We start from the raw sequence: 23,519 nt of genomic DNA on the forward strand, positions 1-23,519 counted from the left end.
CCGGGGTCTACACATTCGGCCTGCGCCGGTCCGACGGTGGGTGGCGGACCACCTCGCCGAAGCGCTCGCGCAGCGCCGAACCCGCCTCACGCACGGCGATCGCGGTCTGGGCGAGCAGGTCGGCGTTGAGGGCGGCGACGTCAGTGGTCTGAAGCGTTTCGGACATGGTGGTACTCCCGTCTGAGGAGGGGTGCTGAGGCCGGTCGAGGGCCGAACTGCGCGTTACTTCTTGCGCTTTCGCCTCAACGGTATGCAGCCCATTTACTTCAAATGCATGTCAGGCATGCCTAGGATTACTCGCATGCAATTGGATTTGAACCTGCTCGCGGCGCTCGACGCGCTGCTGGAGGAGGGCAGTGTGGCCGGGGCGGCGGCGCGCCTGCATGTCACCGCCCCCGCGATGAGCCGGAGTCTGGGCCGGATTCGGCGCACGACCGGGGATCAGATCCTGGTGCGCACCGGCCGCACGATGACCCCGACGCCGTATGCGATCGCCGTCCGGGAACAGGTGCACGAGCTGCTGCACCAGGTCCAGGGGGTGCTGGCACCGAGCCGTGAACTCGATCTGGCAACGCTGGAGCGCACCTTCACACTCCGCTGGCACGATTCCCTCATCGCTCTGAGCGGTCCCGCGCTGCTCGCGGCGGTGCGCGGTCAGGCTCCGGGTGTGCGACTGCGCTTCGTCGCGGAATCGAGCATCGACACCCCCGAGTTGCGGCGTGGGGAGGTCGACCTGGAAGCGAACGCCAATCGTCCGAGCGCACCGGACATTCGTGCCGAGAAAGTGGCCGAGTCCCGCCTCGTCATCGTCGTGAGGCAGGGGCACCCCCTCACTCGCGTCAAAACCGTCACCGCAGAGCAGTACGCCGCCGCTGAGCACGTCACCGTCTCACGGCGCGGAAGCCTCAGCAACGCCCTCGATGACGCCCTCGCAAGGCTCGGCCTCACCCGCCGTGTGGTGGCGGCCGCACCCACCGAAGCGGCCGCGTTGGAGTTCGCGCGCGGCTCCGATCTCCTGATCAGCGTCCCCGAAGCCACCACGCGCTCCGCGGTCGCCGACCTAGGCCTGGCCGTGCTCCCCCTGCCGCTCGAACTGCCGTCGGCACCGATATACCTGTCGTGGCATCAGCGCTACGACACCGATCAGGCCCACGCCTGGCTGCGCGGGCTGGCGCGAAGCACGGTGGCCGTGTGCGGAGCGTCGTAGCCGACGACGTCCGGTCAGCACGCCGTGAAGCTCAGCGTACGGCGCGGTCGGGCCTGGTACGTGTTTCTGATCCCATGGCTCTTGCTCTTGTGGCTGAGCAATTGAGTTGCTACTTGAGCAGCACAGTTGGACTTGGGTGCCGGCCGCACTCGCGGCGCTGCGGCAGAGGTCAAAAGTGGATCTTGGTCGTGAGGTGATCTTGGTTCGTGACGCGTGGAGATCTGACGGACGAGCAATGGGCCGTGCTGGAGCCGCTGTTGCCGAGCCACCATGCGGTGACCGTACTCGCTCCGCTGACGAGGTGGGAAACGATCACGTTGGCACTGGGAAAGGATCACCAACTGACCTGTTGCGCTGCTGGTCAGCTGTACTCGTGAACACCCCGGATTTCGGGCAGCAGTCGGTATGACAGCAAACAGCCGACGGGCTGGACCGTCCACCAGCTTGGACGACCCGGCCACCGTTGATCATCGTGAGTTGTGTGGACTGACGAAGGGACGGTGGCCGCAGGTCACAGCATAGATCCCGCCCGTTGGCGGGAGGCGCGTTCGAGGTGGTCATGGGCCGTATCGCGGCCCGGTTCGCGCGGGTCGAACCCCGTTTGCGGGCCGAGCGGTTGGTGCTGTGCCTGCTGTCGGGCCTGCCGCGCAAGAACTGCTGGACGATCGCCGAGTGGGCTGGGGAGGCCGGCCCGCACGGAATGCAGCACCTGCTGTGCCGAGCCTTCTGGGACGCCGATGCTGTCCGTGGCGACGTGCGCGCATACGTCGTCGAGCGCTTTCACGACGAGGCCACGGTGCTGGTAGTCGACGAGACCGGCGACGTGAAGAGGGGACTCGCACGGTCTGGGTCCAGCGCCAGTACACCGGCACCGCCGGGCGGATCGAGAACTCCCAGGTCGCCGTCTACCTCGTCTACGCCGGCGAGCGCGGACACGCGGCGATGGACCGGGAACTGCACATCCCGCACTCCTGGACGTGCGACCCGGACCGCTGCCGGGCCGCAGGGTTTAGTACTGCAACGGTGTTTGTGCTGATTGTTGGGCAGCTTCATGGACTGTGCCCGCGTCGCTTGTAGTGGCTGATGCGGGCTTGGTGTTGGCGTCGTCGACGCCAGTGTGACCAGTGCGGGATGTGGTCGACAGTGACGGGCCGCCGGTCGGTGAGGCGGGTGAGCAGCCGTCTGATCTCGGCGAGGCTGAGGTGGATGAGTTGGGAGGGTCCGTTTCTGCTTTGTCGGTGTCCAGTTTGCGGGCTCGCAGGACGGTCAGGCAGGCGTGGGCGGCCATGGCCAGGGTCATGTGGCGGTGCCAGCCGGGGTAGCGTCGGACCTGGTAGTCGTCCAGGCCGCACTCCTGCTTCGCGCTCTGGAAGCATTCCTCGATGGCCCACCTGCTGCCCGCGATGCGGATCAGGCCATCAAGCGTGGTTTCGGCGGGGCAGTAGGCGATGTAGGAGGAAACCTCCCCGGGCCGGCTGACGCTGCGGCGGGCGATCACCCAGTGGCGGCGATCGGGCCGGTGCCAGGGCCGGACCTCGATGCGAGCCCAGTCGTAGATCCGCCGGCCGTGAGCCCCGGTGCCGCACGATCGGCGCTTCCACTTCTGCCGAGGCAGGCCGTTGAACAGGTCGTGGACGGGGTGATCGATCGCCCAGCGGGTCACGACGGTGTCGTGCCGGGTGGTGGCCATGACGTGGAAGACATCGGCCTGCTCCAGCTCGAAACGCCAGCCCTTGGAAAAGCCGTAGGCGGCATCCGTGGTCACCCACCGGAACGGGGTCCGGTCCGCGATCGCGCGGCGGACCATCGCCTTCGCCATGGCCACCTTCGTCTCGAAGCCGACTTCGTCACCAATGCCGGCCCGGCGGCACCGCTGGCTTTATCAGTGAGTCCTGGTTCTGGTCCAACTTCTGTGGTGTGCCTACTCCCGGTGACCGTTGATCCTGCTGGTACGTCCCGCGAGATCGTCTGGAAACTGCCGGTGCCGACCTCGTTGGCCTGATGGTTCTGGGCTGTGCGCGAGGTACTGCTCCGGCTGGAAGAGCTGCTCTTCCTGGCGGCGCCGGAGATCAGGGTGGTGTCGGTGCAGGACGACCGCGAGGTGATCCAAGTCGGTGTCAGATGTCGGACCGCCGGGGCTCGGTGCCCCGGCTGCGGGAGCTGGTCGGGGCGGGTGCACGGGTCCTACCTGCGGTTCCCCGCCGACCTCCCCGTTGCAGGACGGCGGGTGGTGCTGCGGCTTCGTGTCCGGCGCTTCACGTGCGAAGACGTCTCCTGCGGGCGGCGGACGTTCGTCGAGCAGGTCGCAGGTCTGACCCGCCGGTACAGCCAGCGGACCGAACGAATGCGATCGGTGCTGGCCGAGGTCGGCCTCGCGTTGGCCGGTCGCGCCGGTGCCCGGCTGGCGGACGTCCTCGGGGCGAGGGCCAGCCGAAATACGGTCCTGCGACTGGTCGACGCTCTCCCGGAACCTCAACCGCGGATCCCACGCGTGGTCGGCGTCGATGAGTACGCGATGCGCAAGGGGCGTGTCTACGGGACCGTGTTGGTCGACGTTGAGACCCGCAGACCGGTGGACTTGTTGCCGGATCGCGAGGCGGGCACGCTCGCGGCCTGGCTGACCGAGCACCCGGGAATCGAGGTCGTCTGTCGCGACCGCGCCCCGTTCTTCGCCGAGGGCGCCAACATCGGGGCACCCACCGCGGTCCAGGTCGCCGACCGTTTCCACCTGTGGCGCAACCTCGGCGAAGCGGCCGAGCGGTGCGTCTCCCGCCACCGCCCGTGCCTCCGCGCGACCTTCGCCGATTCGGTGCCGGAGAAGGCTCCGGCACCGGCCGAGAGCGGGTCGCCATGGCCCACCGGGCACCGGTTCGCCGACCGCACCCGCGCCAAGCACGCCACCGTTCACGCGCTGCTGGCCGCCGGCCACAGCCGACGCTCGGTCCAGCGCCAACTCGGCATGACCTACCGAACCGTCCAGCGGATGGCGGACGCCGCGAGGCCGGAAGACCTGTTCCAGGGGCAGTGGCAGAACCGCAGGACCAAGCTCGACGACTTCAAGCCGTACCTGCACGAACGCCTGGACCCTCTGGGAAGAGATCAAGGCGCATGGCTATACCGGCGGCTATGGAGCCGTCCGCGCCCACCTCCAGCCGTTTCGCACATCCCCGACGGCACCGGCAGCCCGTCCACCGTCCCCACGCACGGTCGCCGGATGGATCCTGACTCACCCCGACACACTGCCGGAGAGCGAGCGCCTGAAGCTGAAATCCGTCCTCTCCGGCTGCCCCGAACTGGATGCCCTCACCGGGCACGTCCGCGCGTTCGGGAAGATGCTCACCCAACTCCAGGGTGACCAGCTCCCGCAGTGGATCAAGGCGGTCCGCGCCGACGACCTGCCTAGCCTCCACGCCTTCGTCAACGGCCTCGAACGGGATCTCGCCGCCGTCACCGCTGGCCTGACGCTGCCCTGGAACTCCGGCGTCGTCGAAGGCCACGTCAACCGGATCAAAATGATCAAGCGCCAAATGTACGGCCGGGCCGGCTTTGGCCTGCTGCGGAAGCGAGTCCTGTTGGCCTCCTGACTAGCCCGTCACGAGCTCTGCGGGAGTCGCTCCGCGGCCTGAGCAGGGGTGTCGTAGTAGCCAGGCTGTGCCACCAGGACTGAATTGAAGTAGTAGCCCTGCTCTTCCTCTGGCTCGCCGTCGGCGGCGAACGGGCGCCAGAAGCTCAGCAGCAAGTCCTGCGCGATGAATGAAGCAGCGTCGTCGGGATCTTCCTGGATGGAGGTGAACTCACCTACGCGCCGGACGACCTCTCGGGCCGGAAGCGCGAACACGTCCACACCCTGGAAGAGCACTCGGTCCGTCGCGGTCGACGGTCTCCCCAGTTCGATGGCTTCGAGCATGTCGCGCACGCAGTGGATGCTGATCATCAGTCCGCTGGGACGGAAAACGTGCTGACCAGACCGGTCGGACTCCGATACTGCGGAAAGATCGCGGAGCGAGTCCAGCGCCGTGTTGGCCCTGTGCCGAGTCATACCGATCCGCAATGGGCCAACGCCGGACGGTGGGGCGAGGTCGAAGTCCATGCGGGCATGATGCCAAACGGGCCTGTCAACGAGTGGGCACATCCCGTGCGAGGGTGTCCTCGCCGCTTAGCGTCCCGGCTCCCGCCCGATGCCACGAAGGGCCACACAGTCCCAGAAGGTTACAGAGCGTGGGCGCTCCACAGAAGTTGGACCAGAACCAGTTCTCACCTACGAAGCCACACCGCTCGCGGTCCTCCATCCAGGACGTGGGCAGATACAACCGTCGGTCGATCAGCGTCCGTCCACGCGGAGTCGCGTAGGCGAGGAAGACGCCGATCTGGCAGTTCTCCGTCCGCCCGGCGGTGCCGGAGTACTGCCGCTGGACTCCGGCCGACCGCAGTCCCTTCTTCAGGAAGCCGGTGTCGTCCACGATCAGGACGGCCTCGGGGTCTCCGAGGTGCTCGGCGACGTAGTCGCGCACGTCATCGAGTACTTCATCGGCTTCCCACTCGATCCGGTTCAGCATCCGGTGGATGCGGTCCGGGCCTGCATGTCCGGCCTGCTCGGCCAGCGTCCAGCCGTTCTTCCGCCCCAACGGAGCGATCAGCCCGCGCATATAGGCCAGCGCCGACTCACGCGGCTCCGTCCGGTTGAACCGGTGCACGAACCGCTCGTGCAGAGCGGTCAGTTCACCGGCCCACAACCTGACATCAGCAAGGTCCCCACCCACAACCACACCAACGGCCAACCTGGCCACCAGTCACGACGACCACCGTTGCAGTACTAGGAAGAACGGGCTGGCCAGTGAGGCTTTCTGAAGGAAGATCACTTCCCTTGGTGATCGAGGACGAGGGCGGCTCAGGCGGGGTGTTTCGTATGCGGGTGTCGACGTGGAGGGCCTGCTCGCACCGGCCGCGAGGCCGCCGGACGGGGGGTGTGGATTCCGATGCCGGCGCCGATGCAGCACTTGTCCGCGAAGGTGGGCAGGCCTTCGGCGGCGGCCTTGTAGAGGGCGGGTAGTGCGTGGAGGCGTGTCGCGTGCCTGGGAAAGGGCTCGGAAGCTGCGCTCAACTTGTGGGTTTTGAAACTTCACCTCGAAGGTCAGGGTGCCGCTCATCCGCATGTTGTTCTTCTGCACGCCCCAAGCGACCGCATCCCCTGTTCCACTACGTGCGGAACGTGAAGGCCGCGTCCATCTTCGGTAGGTCGGGGAAGTCGGGCACACTGGCCTTGGCTCCTATCCACGTGGCCAGCGCGACAGGGTCCGGCGCGGCGCCGGTCAGCTCGGCGACCTGGCCATGGACGGCCCGGATCAGTTCCGGTCGATGCGTCAGTGCAAGGGCCGCCGCGTCGGTGCCGAGGTTCTCCGCGGACTGGGGGGCACGCTGCCTGCGCAGGGCGAGCCCCAGTCGGACCCAGGTCTCGTGCGGCTCAGACCCTCCGGTGACCTGTTCGACGGCCAGGCGGCACGCTTCGTCCGGCGAGCCGAGGAGACGGGCGAAGTCTGAAGGGTCGACCTCGTTGATCTGCAAGCCCGGCCCTGCCGGGGCGGTCGCGACCCGGCACAGCAGCGCCGCGTAGGCGTTGGAAGGAGGCGCGGCAGGGTCCGGGCACAGAGCCAGGGGCATGGACCACGGGGATGCGTGGCGTGTTCCGGAGGTCCACGCATCGGCGAGTTCCGCCACCGCGGGGGCATCCGGGCGCAGATGGTGCAGTCGCCAGCGGGTGCGGTGGGCGACGACCGCTTCCTCGGCGAGAACCAGCACGTCCTCGGGGACAGCCGGGTGTTCGGTCCAGGCCGCGGTGGTGTCACCCATGAGTCGTACGAAGTCACGTCCTGTCCCGGTCAGGCGCGGGGACGAGCAGAGAGCCGCGTACGCCTCCAGGGTCTGGGTCCGCCAGTGGACCAGTTGGAACTGGGCTCGTCGCAGTGTGTCTCCCTCGGCGGTCAGCGTGAGCCTCCGCCAGTAGTCGACGACCCCGAAAAAGGCGAATACTCCCTGGAACAGGCCAGGCAGGGGGCGAGGCTCGTCACGCCACGGGGCGTAGAAGGCCTCGCCGCTCGGTTCATCGCTCTCGTCGTGGAGCGGAACGGAGTCCAGCAGAGCGTGCAGCTTCAGGTGCTGGAACTCGTGCACGAGAGATGCGGCGAGTTCCACGCCGTCGGGCGGTTCGCTGACCACGATGCCTCCGAACGCGTCGCTCGACGACACGGAACTCACCACGCCACCTGGCTCCTTGGGCCGAGGGGTGAGCGCGGTGAGGGCACCACCGAGTGCGTCGGCCCGCTGGAGCGTGATGCGGCTCAAAAGGCTTCCCGCGTCGTGGATCAGGCTTTCCCAGGTTGCTGCCTCGGCCGGGTGGCTCGGGGACGGAGGTAACAGAGCCCCCGGCACTCGGTAGGGGTCGAGGTCGTCCAGGACGAAGTCGAAGCGGCCGGCCTCGGGGGCTGTCTGTACACGATGAACCGGATGCCACAGGCGTGGAACGCTGTGGTCGCAGCCGTGCAGCGGTACGTGCCTGGTGCCGCGTGCGATGTATGTGTCCCACTCCCGTACGTGCAGAAGTGCCTCGCTGCCCTGCCCCGCGCGCAGGTCGGCGGCGCCGACAGTGGGCAGCAGGGCGAAGCCGTCCCGCAGCGGGAGCCAGAGGTCGAAGGCGAGTCCGGCCCGGACGGCGGCCGCGGCCGCGACGCACTGCAGGTGGGCCAGATCGTCGGAGGGCAGGTTGACCAGCCGGTCGTTGAGGGCGCGCAGCGTCCGGCTCATCCACCGTCCCACGGACGGATCCAGCAGCACCTCGGCGACCACCCGGGAATCGGCGCGGTCTGCCCGTACCAGAAGGGCCCGTACTTCCCCTACCGCCGGCAGCATGCCCGGATGCCCGGCCATGACCGTCTCGGCCCGACCCACCAGTTCACGCAGCCACAGCACGCGTGCGGCCAACTGCTGGTCGCGGAGTCGTCGGATCAGGGGGCGGTCCTCGTCGCCCGTTGCCAAGGCGTGGACTGCGGCGTTGCCGAGCCTGACCGGGTGCACTTCGCGTTCGAAGAGATCCGGTTCGGCATCTTCCCGGGAAGGTGGCCGGTATGTCCAGAACCTGCCGCTGACGGGTTCCGACGACATGCCGTAACTCCCTGAGGAGTAGCCCCCACCGCCACCGCCGTCAACGCCGGCGACAGTCCGGTCCGCGCGAACGAAACGGTCCAGCCACCGTGCCAAGGCGGAGGCGTCCACATGGTCGTGCTCGGCGGACGGGGCCGCAGCGGACGTGAGACTGGTCGGGTCCGGCGATTTTGACCGAAGCGGTTCCTGAATCTGCCACGAGTTGTCCATGGCGGCTGCTCCTACCTCTGAATCGACGGCTGTCTCACCCAGTTCGGCTCGCACTCTGGCGAGGTTGCGGGCACAGAGCACGACATTGGGATGGTGTTCCCCGAGTCGCTGGGTGCCCGCATCCATCGCCGCCTGGAAGTGCTCGGCAGCACAGCGGGGGTGACCGAGCAGATGCCATGCGGTCGCAAGTTCGTGCCTGGCGGCGATGGTGTTCGGGTGATCCTTGCCGAGCCGGCGCTCACTGGTCCGCCAGACGTCGCTGAATTCGTCTCTCACCCACTCCAATGACTCACGGCCTTGGGCGTGGTCGCGCAGGATGCGGGCCTGCTCGTGGCGGGCGAGGAGCAGGTCGGGGTGGTCGGGCGCGAGGAATCGACGGTGCTCCGCCACGACGTCCTCCGCCAGCGCCTCGGCTTCCTCGGACCGTCCCGCGTCGCGCAGGGCCCCTACGAGGCTGAGGCCGACGCCGAGCACGTCGGGGTCTCCGGGCCGGGCCAGTTCCATGATCTGGAGGCGCACCTCGCGCAGTTGGCCAACCGCCTCCTCGTGACGGCCCTGGCTGTGTGCGAGCCGTGCCAGGTCGGCGCGGAGATGCAGAACACGCCGCTGGTTCGTCTGCGGGTCGCGCAGGCGCAGGGCGAGAGCCTCGGTCAGCTGCACCTCTGCGGCCTCGTACTGCCCCAGTTGTGCCAGCGTACGGGCCCAGCCGGCGCGGACCGACTGCCGATGCCGGTGACCAGGCTCCAGGCTCTCGGCCGCGTCGGCCAGCCGCAGGTAGAGCCGGTCCGACTCATTGAGGTATCCGCCGTCGCGCAGGGCCCAGGCGAGGTTCAGTCCGACGACGACGGTGTCAGGACTCTTCTTGCCGAGCAGGCGCGCCCTGACCTTGTCGATTGCCTTCAGTTCGCTGGTGGCCTCGGTGAACATCCCTGCGTATACGTGGGAGCGGGCGGCATTCAGGGCGGGCTCGGTGGCTGCCAGGACCAGGTCTGCGTCGGCTACGCCGTCGCTCTCGGCGGCCGACAACAGCAGAGGGGCGGCGGTGGCGTGCGCGGCGATCGACCCCCATCGCGGCCAGTGCGCGGGGTTGCCCGCCTCCAAAGGCGCGGTGAACCGTTGCAGAAGTGCCGTGACGAGACGGAGCATGGTCGGCGCGTGTGCGGTGAAGTCGGCGTTGTCGCGGCTGGCCGCCCGGACCATCGGATGAATGGTGAGCGTCGGCGCGCCCGCGTCCGAGTCCTCCGAAGCGCCGGCCGTCGGCTCGATGGTGATCAGTTTCAATCCCGCGAGGCCACCCAGCGCCTGCTTCAGGCGAGGCAGCGTGGCGCGCGGGAACAGCTCGCTCGCTGCGAGGAGTTCCGCATCGAGGAGTTCCTGGTAGGGGATGGGAGCCGGCCCGAAGGCGGACAGCAGCCTCAGCAACGGGCGTGCCAGATCGACGCCTTGGCGGTGCAGCAGATCGAGGGAGAGTTCATAGGTGCTCGGGATCGCCCGGCGGAGACGGTCCGCCGGTCCCAGGTCGAGGTCCGCATCGGACGTCATCTCGGCGAGGTTCGTGTCGAGGCTGCGGCGGTACGCGCCGAAGGTCGCGGGCATCTGTGGCGACGGCCAGGGGTCGTCCAGAGCGCGTGCCAGGTAGGAGCCCGCCAGGTCGAGCGCGAGCGGGAGGCCACCGAGGTCGTCGGCGAGTTGCTCGGCCTGTGCCGGGTCTGCCGCCCGCCAGGCCAGGTCACGCAGGACCAGCGCGCCGTCCTTGCTGGAGAGGGGGTCGACGCTCTCTATGCGCACCCAGTGCCCCCAGCGTTCGGGGCGCGACTCACGGCTGGTGACGAGCACCGTCCCCCGTGGATGTGCGGGCTCACGCAGCCACCCGGTGCCCTCGGCGGTGCGGGAGGGCGCGGCGGCCAGCACGGCCGGTTCATCGATGTTGTCGAGGACTACCAGCCATGGGACGGTGAGAGCCTCCAGATGCCTCCACAGCACGTCCGCCGGGTGCGCACCATAGAAGTCGCTCGGGGCGGCGCCCGCCGCGAACGCGACCGCCCGCAGCGCCCCGGACAGGCTTTCACCGTCCTGCCCGGACACCCACCACGTATGGGTCACCGCGGCCGTCAGCCGATGGGCAGCCTCCAGGGCTACCGCCGTCTTGCCCGAGCCACCCATACCCGTCAACAACCACACCCCGGGTTCCCCTGCGTCACCACTGGCCCGTCGTGACATCGCGCGGACCACCTCGGCCACGAGCCGGTCGCGTCCACGCAGCCGGTCCGACCGCACCCTGCGTTGCGGCACGGCCAAGGGCGCACTCGAGGAAGGGAAGGCTGCCGCCTCCGCAGGGCCGAACGCCGTGCCGTAGAAGGCGTTCTCTACATGGACAGGGCCAGTCACGGTGCCTGCGGCGAGGCCACCCCCGGTGGATTGCACGGTGGCGTTCCGCGGTCCGGCGGAAGTCGAGGACGATGAGGTGGGGGGTGGGCCTGCTTGAGCCGGTCCGGTCAGCCCTGAGCCGGATCCGGCTGGGGAGGGATACCTGTCCGCACCTCCCCGTTCACCACACCAGCCGCGAACGACCCGGGGCCATGCGCACGGATATTCACACTGCCGTCCACAGCGAGGCCGCCGTCCCCGGTGCTGACGCCGGACGGCGCCGTGGGCGCGGGGAGCAGGGCACGCAACTGCTCGACAGCCCGGTCGCGTGCCTCACCATCCAGGTCTTCCAATGCCATCGCGAACCGGGTCTGCCACTCGGTCCGCAGGAGGACACGGGTCTGTTCCAAGGTGTCTGGGCTGCCCGTCTGCAAGGCCTCGGCGGTACGGTCCAGCCTTTCGAGTTCACGCTGTTCGCGTTCCGGTTCGCTTCGGCCGAACCAGCGCGCCACAGCCTGCCGCAACCCGCTCCACGCGTCCGTCCCTGCCGCCGTGACCACGGCACCACCACCGGACGACGCCAGAGCCAACAGCACTTCGTCGAGCAACCTGTCCTCCCCCATGCCGCAGGCGTTCAAGACGACGGTAACGCCCACGGCGTCAGTTCACTATAAGTCGCGATGGAACCACTATGCGTTTCCCGGCGAGCCGTCCTCACTATGGATGGCTGCTGAGAATTTCTTGTGCTCTGGCCCCGGACTGGCAGGTCATGGGCGGGTCTTGTGGCAGGCAGGGGGAATGGACCCACACGCCGGCCTGACGATCTGGTGCTGCGGGCACGGATGGTCGAGCTGAGCTGGTCCGGGCAGCGAGTGCCTGCCATCGCGGACGAGTTGAGGTGGAATCCCAGGACAGTTCGCCGGTGGCTGCACCGCTTCAACCGCTTGAGCCTGGACGGGCTGGAGGACCTGGGTGGACAGGGCCGGAAGCGACGGATCACCGAAACAGAAGGCTCAAGAGTCATCGGCCTGGTCAAGCAGCCGCCGCCAGGTCGGCTGACCGTGCAGGCCGACGGCGAGCTGGCCGCGGCGGATGAGTCCGGGCCGCCGGAATGGACCCTCGACGCACTGGCCGCCGAAGCCGGACGGATGGGCATCGAGATCGGCCGCAGCCAGGTCCGCCGGATCCTGACACGGATCATCGAGCTCTACACCTGCCCGCCCGAAGGCGCGACGGTCGTCTGCGCCGACGAGCTCGGACCGGTGATCCCCCGTACCTTCCCGCCGACGCCGGGCTGGTCGCCGGACGGTCACCGCATCAAGTCCGAGGTCGACTACGGCCGCGGGCCGGAGAAGACCTGGGTCTACGGCGCCCTCCGGGTACGCGACGGACACGAAGTCACCATGACCGCCTCCTCCCGAAACAGCGCCTTCTACCAGCAGTTTTTTCAAAGGGTCGAGGCAGCCAATCCGGCTGGAGACATCTACGTGGTCACCGACAACCTGTCCTCGCACAACAGCCTGTCCACCCGCACCTGGCTGGAAGACCATCCCAGAATCCGGCACGTCTTCATCCCTGTCGGCGCCTGCTGGCTCAACCTCCAGGAAGGCTGGTGGCGCATCTTCCGCAAGGCTGCCCTCGCGGGCCAGTCCTTCGCCGGACCACCCGAGATCGACCAAGCCACCCGCCTGGCAACAGCCCAGCTCAATACCCGATCCCGGCCCTGGGTATGGGGAAGACCCGCACCTTCAACCCGCGTCCTACGCCGCCGATACGTGTACTCCGTTTGAGGAATCCAGCACTAGCTGTATTGACCCGCAGGGTTGCTGACGCGGCTGATGGGTGGTTGGCCGTCGAGTGCGGTGTGGCACCGGTGGTAGTTGTAGGTGTGGAGGAAGTCCGCCAGGGCTTCGGTGCGTTCGGCGTTGCTGGAGTATGGGCGCACGTACTCCCATTCGTCGAGCAGGGTGCGATTTAGGCGCTCCACCTTGCCGTTCGTCTGCGGGCGATAGGGGCGCGTGTGCTTATGGACGATGCCGGCGGCGCTGAGAGTCTGGCCGAACTGGCGGGATCTGTAGCAGGAGCCGTTGTCGGTGAGGACGCGCTCGACGGTGATGCCGTGCTCGGCGAAGAAGGTATTCGCGCGTTGCCAGAAGGAGGCCGCGGTCTCTTTGCGTTCGTCGGTCAGAACCTCGCTGTACGCGAGCCGGGAGTGATCGTCGACGGCTGTGTGGACGAAGCTGTAGCCGATCACGGGACTGCCGCCCCTACGCGCGTCGGTTGTGGCCTGCCGATTGCCGGCGGCCTGCTGGCGGGGCATGATCCGATGTCCGCCGCCGTCGGGAATGTTGCCGAGCTTCTTGATGTCGACGTGGACCAGTTCGCTGGGACGTGATTGTTCGTGGCGTCGGATGATCTGACCGGTGGGCCGGTCCATCCAGTGCAGCCGGTTCAGGCCGTGGCGGGTCAGGACGCGGTGGACCGTCGAGCTGGGTATGCCCAGGATCGGGCCGATCCGTGCAGGGCCGAGCTTGCGGTCGCGCCGTAGCTCGCAGATGCGATTCTCGACATCGGCAGGGGTTCGGTGCGGAGTCGTCAGGGGTCGACTGGAACGGTCATACAACCCAGGATCGCCTTCGGCTCGCCAGCGCCGGACCCATTTGTGGGCTGTGGTGCGGGAGATGCCCATTTCTTCGGCGACGTGGGTGATGGGCCTGCCAGCGCGGACCCGGTCGACGAGGAGTCGTCTGCCGTGGATGGTCAGCCGGGCATGGGGGGTGGGGCACGGGAAACCTCTGGGATGGTGCGGAATCTGATGCGTCGCCTGGGTTTGTGCCCGAGGCCGCCGATCTGGTGATCGACGTCCTCGGGCGACACAGGACGAGCCTTTGTGGGCGGCGAGTCAGGCCGGGGCCGTCTGCGCGCCCCGCTGGATCTATTCGGCCCAGGCACGCTCCAGCTGGGTGCGGAAGGTGGCGGGCTCTCGCCCGATCAGCTCGGCCAGCGTCGAGTCGACAGCGGTGAACTCGCCATTCCGCGCCGCGGCGAAGATGCTCAGCATCAGGTCGGCGATCGGGGCCGGGGCGCCGTGTGCCAGGACCTGCTCGCGGAAGGCGTCGTCGGGGACGACGGTGCGGGTGAAGGGCCGTCCGGTGGTCTGGGACGCGATCTCGGCGACGGTGTCGAAGTCGAGCGCCGCCGGGCCGGTGAGCGGCGGGGTGGGCCCCTCGAAGCGGGCCTCCTCGGCGAGGATCACCGCGGTGGCCTCGGCGAGGTCGTCGTGGCCGGTCCAGGCGACGGGGCCGTCGGCGGGGAGGGTGATGTCGCGGGTGTGGCGGGCGGACTCCAGGAACTGCAGGGCGCTGGAGGCGTAGAAGCCGTTGCGCAGCGCGGTCCAGGGCAGGCCGGTGGCGCGCAGCAGGTCCTCGGTCTGGGCGTGGTCGCGGCATGCCTGGAAGCGGGCGTCGTGGGCGGCGCCCATCTGGCTGGTGTAGAGGATGCGGCCGACGCCGGCCTGCACGGCGGCGTCGATGGCGGCGCGGTGGCCGCTGACACACTCCTGGCCCGTGCGGTCGAGGGAGACGAGGAGCAGTTGCTCGGCGCCCTCGAAGGAGTGCGCGAGCGAGGCGGGGTCGTCGAAGCTGCCCTCCCGGACGCGGACGCCGCGGCCGCCGAGGTCCTGGGCCTTGCGGGGGTCGCGGACGCTGACGCCGACGCGGTCGGCGGGGACGCGTTCCAGGAGGCGCTCGACGGTGCGGCGGCCGAGCTTTCCGGTGGCTCCGGTAACGATGATCATTGGGTTCTCCCGACACTGTTTCCGGTGGAATCATTACAACGGTAACACTGGAAATTCCGATGGAAACAGATCCTCGGTACCATCGGTTCATGGCTACGCGCGACTCAACCGACAGCCCTCGGCGCCGCATCGTCGAGGCCGCCGTCGAGCTGCTGGAGAACGGCGGCCCTGACGCGGTGAGCACCCGCGCGGTCGCCGCCGCGGCCGGAATGCAGCCGCCAGCGATCTACCGCCTCTTCGGCGACAAGGAGGGGCTCCTCGAGGCCGTCGCCGAGCACGGCTACGCGCAGTTCCTGGAGAGAAAGCGCGCGCAGCTCGACCCCGCCCCGCAGGACCCGGTGGAGGAGCTGCGCCGCGGCTGGGACATGGTGGTCGAGTTCGGGGTCTCCCGCCCCGAGTTGTTCGCGGTGATGAACCGGGCCACCGGCCGGGGATCGGACGCAGCACACCGCGCGGGCTTGGAGATCCTCCATGGGCGGGTGCGTCGGCTGGCAGCCGGGGGGTGGCTGCGGGTCGACGAGGAGCTGGCCGCCCAGATCATCCAGGCAACAGGCCAGGGCGCGGTCACCACCTGGCACTCCACCCCCGCGGACCGCCGCAATCCGGCGCTGTTGACCGTCCTGCGCGAGTCCATGGTCGCGGCCGTCACTCGCGCCGAGCCGGCGGTCCCCGCCGCGGAATCCGGTACCACCGCAGCGGCCCGCGCGCTGCGCGCCGCCCTCCCCGACGACGCCGATGTCCTGAGCGACGCCGAGCAGCGCCTGCTGCGTGAGTGGCTCACGCGCCTGGCGGCGGACGGTGGCGCGCCGCATGCCTGATCGTGCGTCAGGCGACCTCGTGCAGGTTGAACCTCCCGAGGAGAGATCGTGCGATGAGGTGGCGTCCACGAGATGAGGCAGTGGGCAACCACACGGCTCCGGCTGGCTCCCCCTTGCCCATAACGCGCCGCCAACCTTGAGTCGCGTGGCGGCCGGTGACGAGCCCTGGCCACATGCTGATGCGCGCGGCAGGACGTCGAGTCGATGTTCACCGCCCATTCGCGCCGGCGCTGCGCGCTCTCCGCTTCTACCGCCTTGGCCAGTGCCCCGTCGGGATCGGCGGCATCCGCCTCGATCTGTAACGCGCCCAGGATCTGCCGCCAGGTGCCGTCCGCTGACCAGCGGCGGTGCCGCTCGTAGACGGTCTGCCAAGGGCCGTACCACTCGGGCAGGTCCGGCCAGGGCACACCGATACGCGCCCGGTACAACACGCCGTTGATTACCGTGCGGTGATCTGCTCACTGCCCACCAGGCTTGCCGTTGGCAGGCAGTAGCGGCTCGATCTTCGTCCACTGAGCGTGCGCGCCCTCGATGGTGAAGCCGCCGAACAGCGGCCGGGCAGTGCGGTCACGGGCTGCCCGACCGCAGATACGCCCTCCTCTTGGCTGCCAGCCCACCAGCGCCCAGCCCCAAACGGCCTGCATCGGAGCCCGGCCCCGGATCTTCGGCCGGCGCACGGTCCAGATGGCCAGGACCCACGCGACGATGGGGACCGGCCCCATCCACGCCCACCAGCTGATGGTTTTGACCAGGAGGAGGCTGCCGCCGACGGCGAGGGCGATCTGCGCAGGCGTGTACGGCCCGAGGGGGATCTTCCAGTCGGCGACCTTGCCCAGCACCCAGGGGTGGCGGCGAGCGGCGGTGTAGAAGCAGCTCACCCGGCTCTCGGCCGCGGTCACAGCCAGCCTCCGCCGCCGGGCGAGTGGTCACGGGAGGCTGGGAGGTCGGACTGGACGATGCCGGGGACCGCGGGTGCGCCCTTGGCTGGGTGCTTCACCTCGTCCTGGAACATGTTCGCGAGGTCGTTGCGTGAGTTGTACAGACCGAGTGCGATCACCATCAGAATCAGGGCGCCGATCCCCGCCTTGAGGCTGAACTTCTGGATCATGATGACGACCACGAGGCAGACCAGACCAGCCTGCAGGCCTTTGGTCGCCCACTCCTTGAACATGTTGATCCAGCCGTCCCCGAGGTCATTGAGCTGCCCGGCAAGGATCAGGCTGTGCGCTGTGTTCACCGGGCACCCCCGTCGTGGGCGGCCCCGGACTCCAGCGCCGCGATTTCCCACCGGCCCGAACGGGCCTTCAGTACGAGCTCGCACGCCAGCGGCCACCGACCGTCGGCATCCCGGGCTTCCACCCGGACGAGGACACGCACCGCCGTGCCGTCGGCCGGCACCGTCTCGGCGGCCGCGGCCTCCTCGACGGCCGCCACCTGCTCGACCGAGACCGCCGTATACGGGGCGGGGGAGACGGCGGTCAGCTTCACCCCCGGCGCGAGGTAGCGGCTCACCTCGCCGGCACCGGTCAGGTAGGCGGCCAGGAACTCCCCGACGGCAGAGGACAGATCACCCTCCGGGACGGTCACGCCGTACGACGACTTCGGCAACTCGGCCCGGGCCGGGGCGGCCACCACGCTGGGCGCACCGGTCACCGTGAACGAGGCGCCCGCCCGGTCGGCGGCCACCGGCACGGCGTAGTAGCGCACCGATCCGCCGGCGTACTGCGCAGCCACCGTTACCGACCACGCACCTGCTTCGCGCTGCGCACCGCCGTCACGGACTGCGGCCCCGACTGCGCAGCTGCGGCCGGATCGGGCAGGTTGACGTCCGGCGCCATCGACTGCGCAAGCCGCGCCTGCGCACTCGTCGCGTCGTCCGCGCTGCTGCGCAGCCAGACGCTGACGAACAGCTGCGCATAGCCGCCCGGGTCGGCGGAAGCCGCCGCGGTACGCACGGCGGTGGGATTGGCTGGGCTGGCCGCTTGGACCGTGGTCGGGGTGGAGGCGAGGGCGACGCACAGGGCGACGGGGCCGGCCGCGATGACGGCCCAGACCGCCACGCGCGAGAGGCGGACGCGGCGCCGCATCGCCTCCAGCCGGGCGCCGGCCGCCATCGAAGCAGCAGCCTTGCTCTGTGCGGCCTGCTTGCCAGGGGACATGGTCAAACTCCCAGGTCAGAACGGATGTTGCTGACCTTGAGGAAACCCGCCGACCCCGACCCGACCACCGACCACGAAGCCCCGACCAAGGTCACGATGGGGACACGAAGTCCATGGTCGGGCCGACCATGTGGATTCAGGGGATCGTTGCAACACGCTGTGAGTTGATCAACCCGCGAGCAGTCTGTGGAGTCGCTCAGCTGGGGTTTCCCAGTCGAGGGTCTTGCGTGGTCGGCTGTTGAGCTCGGTGGCGACGGCCTGGAGGTCCTCAGGTGTGTGCGTGGACAGGTCCGAGCCCTTGGGGAAGTACTGCCGTAGCAGGCCGTTCGTGTTCTCATTCGAGCCGCGTTGCCAGGGGCTGCCGGGGTCGCAGAAGTAGACCGGGACCTTCGTGGCCCGCCATCGCAGCCGACCAGGACACGCCCGCCTGGGACGACCGGCCACCACGGTCGACCAGCTCCGCGGCCGCGCGCACGGTGAGCGAGGCCCTGACCTACCGGGCCCTCGCTGAATGCGCCGGCTGCGGCGTGCCCGGAACCGCCCCCGGCGAGGACCTCTGCCCGGCCTGCCTCAGCTGGCCGCCCTGCCGCACCTGCCCCGGCCCCCCGGCGCGCCCATCCCGACGGCGATGGCCGCTGCACGACGTGCACCTCCGCTCTGATCGATCAACCGGAAGGACAAGGAGCAGGCCCGCAAAGCCGTCGCCATGTTCGCCAAGCAGTACAACGCGAAGTACCCCAAGGCGGTCAAGAAGATCGCGGACGATGAGGACGAGCTGCTGGCGTTCTACGACTTCCCCGCCGAGCACTGGATCCACCTGTGGACCACGAATCCCATCGAGTCGACGTTCGCCACCGTGCGGCTGCGGACCAAGGTGACCAAGGGTGCCGGCAGCCGGGCCGCCGGGCTGGCGATGGTTTTCAAGCTGGTCGAGTCCGCCCAGGCCCGCTGGCGGGCTGTGAACGCGCCCCACCTCGTCGCTCTGGTCCGTGCCGGGGCCCGCTTCGAACGTGGCCGCCTCGTCGAACGCCCCGAGACCCTCGCGGCGTGAGCAGCCTCAGCCGATTCGCAGAAGCCGGGAGGATCTCAGGCACTCGTGCGCTGTATGTGCAGGTGGCCATCGCGGTGGAAGGAGGGCGGCGCCCGGGGCAGGATGCTGTCGAAGTCGTACCGGCTCTTCTGCGCAACCCGGCACGATGCCAGGTTGTCCACCTGGTGCAGGAGTTCGAGACGCTGCAGCCCGTCGGCTTCGAAGGTGTCGAAGGCCCAGCTGGTGAGTGCCTCCAGAGCGCGGGAGCCACTCCCCGCCCGCGAGCATGCGCCGCGGTCCAGTAGCCCACCTCGGCCGCCGGTTTGCCGGAGGTGACTTCCTTGAGGACCACGTTGCCCACCAACCGTTCGCGAACTGAACCGGATTGTGCCTCAAGGACGGCGAAGCCGAACCGGTCCTCCGCTGCCCAGCCCCGCTGGTGGGCCTGCACCCACCGTGCCCCGTCAGCATCGTTGTCCACGACAGAGCTCGCCCACTGGCGCAATGCGGGATCCCGGCTCACCTCGACCAATGCGGCAACGTCCTCCATGCGCCAGGGGCGAAGAACGAGAGCGGGAGAGGCCGGCGTCGCGGCCACCTGAAGTACGACGGGGGCATTCATAAACCGATCATGTGCGGCGGCGTTTTCACCCGACGCCGGCCGCGTCCGGCCCATGCCGCCTTGCGACCGCCCCGTCATTGCTGTGTCCGGACGCGCAGAGCCTGGACGGACCAGTCGAACACTGGAGCCAGACTCTCCGGGGCCGGCCAGCCGTTGACCACTGCGAGCAGCTGGAGGTACCGCTCTCTGCGGGGGTCGTTCACGCTCTCCAGCCGAGTCACCAACCGGCGGCGAAGCTCGACGTCGTCGGGGTGGCCGAGGACGTGCGCGTAGTGCGCCGTGAACGCCGAGACGATCGGATCGGCCTGGGACGAGGCCGGGTCGATGCCAGCGGTCAGGGCCGGGCCGGCCTGGTCGCGGACGACTGCGGCAATGTCGCGGCGCGGGCCCATCGTGTCGCTTCGGGCCTGCTCGGCTGCCTGGTCCTCGGCCATCCGCCGCACGACGGCGCGGAAATCCGGGTCCAGGGACATTTCGGCCAACTCCACCCACGCCTGGATTTGCTCCGCCTCCGGGTTGTCGGGCAGCTCGGGGGTCATCGAGCGCATGACCCCCGCGAATGCGGGGGCGACGTCAAGACCGCCGAAGACGGCGTCGAGGAAATCGCCGATCAGACGTCGGCGTTCGTCCTCGGAGAGCTGGGCCAGCCGGTGCATGAGTTCCGTCTCCTCAGGTGTGGACCCGCGCTCGGCCACCGCCGTCAGCACCGCGCGCCGCAGGCGCAGGACGCGGATCTGCACTGCCAGTGCTTCGGCGTGCGCCGCGGCGACCTCGGGAAGCGAGAGCTCGCGGTCCACGACCTTGCGGATCGTGGGAAGGTCCAGTCCCAGCTCGCGCAGGGTCCGCACGAGGTCCAGGCGTGCGACGGCGTCGATGTTGTAGAGGCGGTAGCCGGCCGGGCTGCGGTCTGTCGGCGCCACGATTCCGCGATCGGAGTAGAACCGAATGGTCTTGACCGTGAGACCGGTCCGCCGAGCGAGCTCGCCGATCGAGTAGAGCGTGTCGCCGTCCATGCCCCCACCTTTGTGTCTCCCCCTACTGGAGACTCAAGTCCCTTCGCCTGCCAGCAGCCAACCACTCCTCATCCACAAGTCTTGACCATTCCTCGTCGATGCCGCCGTCGAGGCCCTGCTGGAAGACACCGCAGACGGGCCCCGGGCCGCTGTCTCCGCTCTTGCCCGCTGCCTCAACGTCCCCCGCCAGACCCTCTACCGGGACTTCCCCGATCAGATCACCCGACTCCAGACGGAAGCGGCCCGCCCGGCGACCCAGCCCCGCGCCCGCAACGCCGACAAGGACCAGCAGACCATCGCCTGCCTGCGCGCAGAGAAGGAGAACCTCACCTGCCACCTGCACATCTACGAAGACCACATCCGGCGCCTGACCCTGGAGAACGAGGCCCTGCGAGTCGCCCTTCAGGCCCACAGCGGCGTCACCCTGATCAGTCTCAGAACGGGAGACACCGCCCCCGGCCGCCCCTGACAGGCCGAGGCGAGGGCGTGGATCAACTCGGGGTTGTGACGCCAGCGCCCAACTGCCGCTCGATCTCCACTGCCGGGAACGGCGTCTGCTTGTTCTCGGTGAACAGACTGCGGAAGAAGGAGTCCACGACGACGGTAGGGCGTGCGTGCCGGTCGATGATGGCCGTGATCTCGGGTGCGATGCCGCCAGGTCGCCGGCCTGCGATCCAGTCGTGCAGGAAGACTTCGCGTTCCGTGTCACCTCGCACTCCGTCGAGCAAGTGGTATTGGAGCAGGTGGCTCGCGGTGTAGCAGCGGTCGTACGCGAGGTGGTCCGAGAGGAAGTCGGACTCGTCCGCCGTGAGGTCGAAGCGGGAGCTCAGGGCAAGACCGAAGTCGGCGAAGTAGAGCTGGCGGCCATCGGTCAGGATGTTGGCAAAGTGAGCATCGAAGTGGACAAGTCCGCGAGAACTCATGAAGGCAGCTCCGTCCATCAGAGCTTCCTCCACCCAACGCAAGGGCGAGCCGTCCCCGCCTTCCGGCACGGCGGTATTGCGGTGGTCGGCCAGCCATCCGGCGAGTGTGTGCGGCACGTACTCCAGGAAGACCACCAGGCTGCACGAGGACTGGCCGATGGCCTCCAACCGGTCACGAACGGCGGGTGATCCCTCCCAGTGCGCGACGGCCCCCTCCAGGCCCCCGAACTCGTCGGTGAATCCTTCGGGAGGGGAGTCAGGCAGAACCCGCCAGTGGTACATCAGGGGGAATCCCCCGTACTCGCCGCTGAGAACCCAGTTGGTGGTCATGATGTGCACGGCGAGCTCCCGCCAGGCACCGAACCCGGCCGAGCCCACTCCGTACTGGTAGAACATCGGCAGTTCGAAGACGTTCGCCGTCGACCGCGTGTTCTCCGGCCGTAATTCGGTGTCCGTCAACGGAATCCGCTTGACGAAGACGCGAGTTCCGTCGATGTCCACCTCTGCCGACCTGCCGCCGATGCCCGACCCGAGCGGGGTAGCGGCTGCCACGGCCTCCCCGAGCCGGTGGTCGCTCAGCAAGGAGAGCTGAGTGCTCACGGTCCCGTGACCAGCCAGGCGCGTGGCGCGCAGCAAATCCTGGTCCAGCATCGACGGCTCCTCGGTGCCCGAACCAGGGCTTCGGCGATCCCACGTACGGCACCGACCCTGCGCTGAAAGGGGCAGCCGCTCTCATAAACAACGCTTTGCCCGAGCAAGATCACAGTGGACGACGGACACTTTCAAACACTGCTGTCGGTGATCCCGGCTATTCGATGTTGCGGAATTGGTTGTCGACGCGCGGTCGACCGCCTCCGTTGGCAGGATCTGCGGCAGCTTCCGGTAGCCAAATCGCCGGCGTCTGGTTGGGCTGCGCCGAGGCGAACGAACCGCTCGGGCGGCCTACGCCCGCCAGCGCGGGCGGCGGGCGTCACTTCTCGTTCGCGCCGGGTTCCGCGCTGATGGATGCCTGGTAGACATCCGCGTAGGTGGGGGAGTCCTTGACCAGGTCGTCGCAGAACGCGGCGACGTCGGTGCCGATGAGTTCCAAGACGCCCTTGCCTGCGGCGACGCCCTCCTCGAAGAAGTCGACGATCCCGGGGAGCAGGGAGCCGTCAGACAGGCTGATCGGTCCGACCTTGAACAGGTACCTCTGCATCTCCTTGTAGACGATCTGATAGTCCGGCGGGAGAACCTTGATCCGAGCCACGTGCGCCCGCCACTGTTTCTTGCCCTCGATGATGTCTTGGATGCTCATGTCAGCCTCCCAGCCGGCTCAGTTTCCTTGCGACGTTCCTGTTCAACTGCTCGCGCCACCGGTCGCGATAGGTTCGAGCCCCTTCTCCACCGGCAAGCGCGGTGCAGAAGCCTCCGATGTCGTCGCCGAACACCTCGTGAATGCTCTGCCCGTCCGTCGCTGCTACTTCGAGCAGCCCCAGGGCGGCGTCGAGGATCGGCATCAGGTTGCGGCCGGTGAAGTCCCCGTAGGGGAAGAGGTGGGCGATGATCTGTCCCCACGCCGCCCGGTAGCCGTCCGGCAGGGCCTCGGCCCGGGCTTCGAACGCCTTCCATTCCCTGCGGAGATCGTTGCCTGTGACCTTCTCCCAGAAGTTCATCTCCCGCCCTCCTTGAGCCTGTCGATGCGTGATGAGACGTACTGCCATTTCGCCCAGAACTTCGCGAGTTCCTGGCGTCCGGCATCGTTGAGCGTGTAGAACTTGCGCGGCGGACCGACCCCGGATGGTCGTTTCGTCACCTGGACGAGCCCGTTCTTCTCCAGCCGCAGCAAGATGGTGTACACCGTCCCCTCGATGACGTCGGCGAAGCCGAGCTCGTTCAGCTGACGGGTGATGGCGTACCCGTAGGTTTCCTCGCTGCCGATGATTTCGAGCACGCACCCTTCGAGCGTGCCCTTCAACATCTCCGTCAGGTCCTCCATCGCGGGCGCTCCTCAGTCTGTCGGTACTACGTGCTACCGAGTACCGCTATACGGTACCACCGAGTAGTGGAGGGCGGCAGTACCTCCGGTAGGCGTAAACCCGGGACCGGCCGGCGAGGGCCCGGGCTCCACAGCGGCGGCCACTCATCGGCCCGGCTCCGCAGTCAACGGGGGCTCGGGTCATCACCTCAACGCCCCGATCCTCGATCTCCACAGGCTGCTTGTCGGCCAGCTTGCACCT

The 23,519-nt window shown here is 68.5% G+C and carries 15 protein-coding genes and 12 pseudogenes; 6 read left to right on the forward strand and 21 right to left on the reverse strand.

Annotated elements, in window-relative coordinates; all coding sequences use genetic code 11:
* Positions 1–40 precede the first annotated feature (40 nt).
* Positions 41–166: pseudogene (locus tag AVL59_RS54615) on the reverse strand (3'(2'),5'-bisphosphate nucleotidase CysQ); the annotation flags it as partial.
* Between the two features lie 135 nt (positions 167–301).
* Between AVL59_RS54615 and AVL59_RS21920 the strand changes: the two are divergent.
* Both AVL59_RS21920 and AVL59_RS48790 read left to right on the forward strand, forming a co-directional pair.
* Positions 302–1,207, forward strand: a complete 906-nt coding sequence (locus AVL59_RS21920) for a LysR family transcriptional regulator (protein WP_067307066.1) — start codon at positions 302–304, stop codon at positions 1,205–1,207.
* Positions 1,208–1,766: 559 nt separating this feature from the next.
* Positions 1,767–2,236: pseudogene (locus AVL59_RS48790) on the forward strand (IS701 family transposase); the annotation flags it as partial.
* A 151-nt stretch (positions 2,237–2,387) separates the two neighbouring features.
* Here AVL59_RS48790 and AVL59_RS21930 read toward each other — a convergent pair.
* A pseudogene (locus AVL59_RS21930) lies at positions 2,388–3,083 on the reverse strand (IS701 family transposase); the annotation flags it as partial.
* A 138-nt stretch (positions 3,084–3,221) separates the two neighbouring features.
* On the opposite strand from AVL59_RS21930, the pseudogene AVL59_RS21935 reads away from it, so the two are divergent.
* Positions 3,222–4,791 (forward strand): annotated as a pseudogene (locus tag AVL59_RS21935) (ISL3 family transposase).
* Between the two features lie 8 nt (positions 4,792–4,799).
* Here AVL59_RS21935 and AVL59_RS21945 read toward each other — a convergent pair.
* From AVL59_RS21945 to AVL59_RS21960, 5 genes and pseudogenes are all read right to left on the reverse strand, one after another.
* Positions 4,800–5,297 carry a hypothetical protein gene (locus AVL59_RS21945; RefSeq protein ID WP_067307076.1) on the reverse strand — a complete coding sequence of 166 codons (498 nt, stop codon included), beginning with the start codon at positions 5,295–5,297 and terminating at the stop codon, positions 4,800–4,802.
* A gap of 166 nt (positions 5,298–5,463) precedes the next feature.
* Positions 5,464–5,967: pseudogene (locus AVL59_RS21950) on the reverse strand (IS701 family transposase); the annotation flags it as partial.
* Positions 5,968–6,167: 200 nt separating this feature from the next.
* Positions 6,168–6,257 (reverse strand): annotated as a pseudogene (locus AVL59_RS56520) (IS5/IS1182 family transposase); the annotation flags it as partial.
* A gap of 146 nt (positions 6,258–6,403) precedes the next feature.
* Positions 6,404–10,864, reverse strand: a complete 4,461-nt coding sequence (locus tag AVL59_RS21955) for an aKG-HExxH-type peptide beta-hydroxylase (protein ID WP_237281900.1) — start codon at positions 10,862–10,864, stop codon at positions 6,404–6,406.
* 203 nt (positions 10,865–11,067) lie between these two features.
* The gene (locus tag AVL59_RS21960) at positions 11,068–11,595 is read right to left on the reverse strand and encodes a hypothetical protein (protein ID WP_308281984.1); all 528 of its coding nucleotides are present in this window, start codon (positions 11,593–11,595) and stop codon (positions 11,068–11,070) included.
* A 186-nt stretch (positions 11,596–11,781) separates the two neighbouring features.
* Here AVL59_RS21960 and AVL59_RS53640 point away from each other — a divergent pair, with 186 nt between their 5' ends.
* Positions 11,782–12,729 (forward strand): IS630 family transposase, encoded by a 948-nt coding sequence (locus AVL59_RS53640; protein WP_079147415.1) that lies wholly within the window; start codon positions 11,782–11,784, stop codon positions 12,727–12,729.
* 11 nt (positions 12,730–12,740) lie between these two features.
* On the opposite strand, the gene AVL59_RS21970 is transcribed toward AVL59_RS53640, so the two are convergent.
* Entirely contained in the window at positions 12,741–13,751 is a 1,011-nt protein-coding gene (locus tag AVL59_RS21970) for an IS481 family transposase (RefSeq protein ID WP_067307080.1), read from the reverse strand.
* A gap of 123 nt (positions 13,752–13,874) precedes the next feature.
* Positions 13,875–14,735 (reverse strand): SDR family oxidoreductase, encoded by an 861-nt coding sequence (locus AVL59_RS21975; protein WP_067307083.1) that lies wholly within the window; start codon positions 14,733–14,735, stop codon positions 13,875–13,877.
* 89 nt (positions 14,736–14,824) lie between these two features.
* Here AVL59_RS21975 and AVL59_RS21980 point away from each other — a divergent pair, with 89 nt between their 5' ends.
* The gene (locus tag AVL59_RS21980) at positions 14,825–15,553 is read left to right on the forward strand and encodes a TetR/AcrR family transcriptional regulator (RefSeq protein WP_067307086.1); all 729 of its coding nucleotides are present in this window, start codon (positions 14,825–14,827) and stop codon (positions 15,551–15,553) included.
* A gap of 323 nt (positions 15,554–15,876) precedes the next feature.
* On the opposite strand, the pseudogene AVL59_RS56525 reads toward AVL59_RS21980, so the two are convergent.
* From AVL59_RS56525 to AVL59_RS48805, 5 genes and pseudogenes are all read right to left on the reverse strand, one after another.
* A pseudogene (locus AVL59_RS56525) lies at positions 15,877–15,996 on the reverse strand (transposase); the annotation flags it as partial.
* Between the two features lie 78 nt (positions 15,997–16,074).
* Positions 16,075–16,452: pseudogene (locus AVL59_RS21985) on the reverse strand (hypothetical protein); the annotation flags it as partial.
* Positions 16,449–16,790, reverse strand: coding sequence for a hypothetical protein (locus AVL59_RS21990; RefSeq protein WP_067307089.1), 342 nt, complete (start codon positions 16,788–16,790; stop codon positions 16,449–16,451). The gene AVL59_RS21990 and the pseudogene AVL59_RS21985, both read right to left, overlap by 4 nt.
* Positions 16,787–17,712: pseudogene (locus AVL59_RS21995) on the reverse strand (conjugal transfer protein). Before AVL59_RS21995 ends, AVL59_RS21990 begins: the two are co-directional and overlap by 4 nt.
* Positions 17,713–17,880: 168 nt before the next feature.
* A pseudogene (locus AVL59_RS48805) lies at positions 17,881–18,108 on the reverse strand (IS30 family transposase); the annotation flags it as partial.
* A gap of 313 nt (positions 18,109–18,421) precedes the next feature.
* Here AVL59_RS48805 and AVL59_RS22000 point away from each other — a divergent pair.
* Positions 18,422–18,763 (forward strand): annotated as a pseudogene (locus tag AVL59_RS22000) (transposase); the annotation flags it as partial.
* Positions 18,764–18,798: 35 nt separating this feature from the next.
* Here AVL59_RS22000 and AVL59_RS48815 read toward each other — a convergent pair.
* The 7 genes and pseudogenes from AVL59_RS48815 to AVL59_RS22030 all read right to left on the reverse strand — a co-directional run bounded on the left by AVL59_RS48815 (position 18,799) and on the right by AVL59_RS22030 (position 23,278).
* Positions 18,799–19,292 (reverse strand): annotated as a pseudogene (locus AVL59_RS48815) (GNAT family N-acetyltransferase).
* A 146-nt stretch (positions 19,293–19,438) separates the two neighbouring features.
* Positions 19,439–20,377: a MerR family transcriptional regulator gene (locus AVL59_RS22005; RefSeq protein WP_067307094.1), complete on the reverse strand. Its 939-nt coding sequence runs from the start codon at positions 20,375–20,377 to the stop codon at positions 19,439–19,441.
* A 22-nt stretch (positions 20,378–20,399) separates the two neighbouring features.
* On the reverse strand, positions 20,400–20,789 hold the full coding sequence (locus AVL59_RS22010) for a hypothetical protein (protein ID WP_067307097.1): 390 nt from the start codon (positions 20,787–20,789) through the stop codon (positions 20,400–20,402).
* A 79-nt stretch (positions 20,790–20,868) separates the two neighbouring features.
* Positions 20,869–21,951, reverse strand: a complete 1,083-nt coding sequence (locus AVL59_RS22015) for a protein kinase family protein (RefSeq protein WP_067307100.1) — start codon at positions 21,949–21,951, stop codon at positions 20,869–20,871.
* 319 nt (positions 21,952–22,270) lie between these two features.
* Positions 22,271–22,597 (reverse strand): DUF1048 domain-containing protein, encoded by a 327-nt coding sequence (locus AVL59_RS22020; protein WP_067307102.1) that lies wholly within the window; start codon positions 22,595–22,597, stop codon positions 22,271–22,273.
* 1 nt (position 22,598) lies between these two features.
* Entirely contained in the window at positions 22,599–22,955 is a 357-nt protein-coding gene (locus AVL59_RS22025; RefSeq protein ID WP_067307105.1) for a DUF1048 domain-containing protein, read from the reverse strand.
* Complete coding sequence (locus AVL59_RS22030) at positions 22,952–23,278, reverse strand: PadR family transcriptional regulator (RefSeq protein ID WP_067307108.1); 327 nt, start codon at positions 23,276–23,278, stop codon at positions 22,952–22,954. The genes AVL59_RS22025 and AVL59_RS22030 overlap by 4 nt, the downstream gene beginning before the upstream one ends.
* Positions 23,279–23,519: the final 241 nt, after the last annotated feature.

It is taken from the genome of Streptomyces griseochromogenes (assembly GCF_001542625.1).
In the GTDB taxonomy this organism is placed as follows: Bacteria; Actinomycetota; Actinomycetes; order Streptomycetales; family Streptomycetaceae; genus Streptomyces; species Streptomyces griseochromogenes.